Origin of the sequence: Micrococcus sp. ACRRV (assembly GCF_022346985.1) — a bacterium.
GTDB classification, from domain to species: Bacteria; Actinomycetota; Actinomycetes; order Actinomycetales; family Micrococcaceae; genus Micrococcus; species Micrococcus porci.
The window spans coordinates 1-1,777 of record NZ_JAKRNH010000190.1 but is presented as its reverse complement, the minus strand read 5'-3'; the positions used below and the strand labels follow the sequence as shown (position 1 = coordinate 1,777).

Sequence of the window (1,777 nt, the reverse complement as noted above, 5' to 3'; positions counted from 1 at the left end):
ACCCGGAAGCTAAGGCCCACAGCGCCGATGGTACTGCAGCCGGGAGGTTGTGGGAGAGTAGGTCGCCGCCGGACATTCTTTTGGGTTGAGGCCCCACACCTTCGGGTGTGGGGCCTCCCTGCATTCCCAGGGGTTCTTTCGATTGAGCGGGCGGTTGCCTCCCGTGGACTGGGGTCATTCAATGCCGCTCGTCGAGCTCCCGTACCGCTCGTCCTCGAGCGGTCAGCACCTGGGCCAGCCGTGCGGCATGGTGGCTCAGGTCGCCCTCCCAGGCCTGCGCGTCGGCCAGCAGGTCATCCGCGTGCACCGGCTTCAGCTGGTCGGGGAGGCATAACCAGTCCTGCAGGCCCGGCAGCACTCTGTCGCGCAGCAGCTCGTACGCGGCCAGGGCTTCGGCGCTTCTCGCCGGGGCTGTCCTGTCCCATGCCGGCAGGAGCGCACGTGACCGGTTCAGGAACGAACGCAGAACCGCCGCGGCGTCGGGGCGGATCCGCGCGGACTCCCGTTGCAGGATCTCCGACAGCTCATCCGTCAGTCGGCGGAGCTCCTCGGCTGCCACGAGCGGCGGTCTGCCGAGCGGCGCCGGACCGCTGGAGGAGAGGCGGCGTCGTGCCCACCAGGCCATGGGGCGTCCTTTCGATCGATTGGTGCATTGCCGCCATCCTGCCGGATTCGCGCACCCGAGCTCACCCTGGTATAGTCGTGCCCTGTTGGAATCCCCTGCGGGCAGATTCTGACGGGGTGTGGCGCAGTTTGGTAGCGCGCGTCGTTCGGGACGACGAGGTCGCAGGTTCAAATCCTGTCACCCCGACCACAGCAGAAGCCCCCGCTCACTGAGCGGGGGCTTCGTCGTCTCGGGGAATCATCCGACCGGACCCGATGTTCTCTCCGGCGCGCCCCGACCGGGGTGCTCACTCAGGAGAGAAGGTCCCCTCATGAAGATCGCAGTCATCGGCGCCACCGGCATGGTCGGCTCTCGGGTCGTCGCGGAGGCCCGGGCGCGCGGCCACGAGGTCGCCGCCGGCAGCCGCTCCGGATCACGGCAGGATGGCGGGTTCGACGTGGACGTGGCAGACACCGCGGCCGTCGCCCGCGTGATCGAGGACAACGACATCACGGTCCTCGCCGTGCCGCCGGTGCGCACCGGCGACGGCGACGTGACGGCCATCCGACGCTCCCACCAGGCGCTGATCGCCGCGGCCCCGCAGGGACGGTTCATCGTGGTGGGCGGCGCCGGCGCGCTCCAGCTCCCAGACGGCTCCCTGCTCAAGGACTCAGCCGAGTTCCCGGCGGAGTACAAGGCCGAGTCCGACGTCTTCGGCGACATTCTCGAGGACTACCGAGCCTCGCAGGGCCTGGCCTGGACCATGCTCGCCCCGGCTCCCATGATCGCCCCCGGGGAGCGCACGGGGGTATACAAGACCGAGACCGACGTCCCGGCGGGGGAGACGGTGTCCGCCGAGGACTTCGCCGTCGCGCTGGTGGACGAGGCCGACAGCGGCGCCCACCGCGGCACCCGCTTCACGGTCGCGAACTGAGGGTCGGTCTCGCACGGGTGACCGTGAACCTGGTGAAGCTACGCGTCTCACAGCTCAACGGCTGCGCCCCCTGCCTGCGCCTGCATCCACGCGAAGCCGCCGCCGGCGGGTGGGAATCCGGCTGCGTTTCCGCCGAGGCGGGCGCCGCGCTCGCCCTCGCCGAGGACGTCACCCACCTGTAGCGGCCCTCCGCTCACCCCCACGACGGCGCCCCCCTCGGCGGAAACGCAGCCGGATTC

The 1,777-nt window shown here is 70.3% G+C and carries 3 protein-coding genes and 1 tRNA gene; 3 read left to right on the top strand and 1 reads right to left on the bottom strand.

Annotation, left to right across the window (positions count from 1 at the left end; translation table 11 throughout):
* Positions 1-178 precede the first annotated feature (178 nt).
* Positions 179-559, bottom strand: coding sequence for a hypothetical protein (locus MHY29_RS11985; RefSeq protein WP_239241531.1), 381 nt, complete (start codon positions 557-559; stop codon positions 179-181).
* 178 nt (positions 560-737) lie between these two features.
* Here MHY29_RS11985 and MHY29_RS11980 point away from each other — a divergent pair.
* The 3 genes from MHY29_RS11980 (at position 738) to MHY29_RS11970 (ending at position 1,720) form a co-directional block, all read left to right on the top strand.
* A tRNA-Pro gene (locus MHY29_RS11980) sits at positions 738-814 on the top strand.
* A 121-nt stretch (positions 815-935) separates the two neighbouring features.
* On the top strand, positions 936-1,538 hold the full coding sequence (locus MHY29_RS11975) for an NAD(P)-dependent oxidoreductase (protein WP_239241529.1): 603 nt from the start codon (positions 936-938) through the stop codon (positions 1,536-1,538).
* The gene (locus MHY29_RS11970) at positions 1,535-1,720 is read left to right on the top strand and encodes a carboxymuconolactone decarboxylase family protein (RefSeq protein ID WP_255718947.1); all 186 of its coding nucleotides are present in this window, start codon (positions 1,535-1,537) and stop codon (positions 1,718-1,720) included. Before MHY29_RS11975 ends, MHY29_RS11970 begins: the two co-directional genes overlap by 4 nt.
* The last annotated feature ends 57 nt before the right edge of the window (positions 1,721-1,777 follow it).

Coding starts and splice junctions, on each gene's coding strand:
- MHY29_RS11975 (WP_239241529.1), top strand. CDS start 936: ATGAAGATCGCAGTCATCGGCGCCACCGGCATGGTCGGCTCTCGGGTC.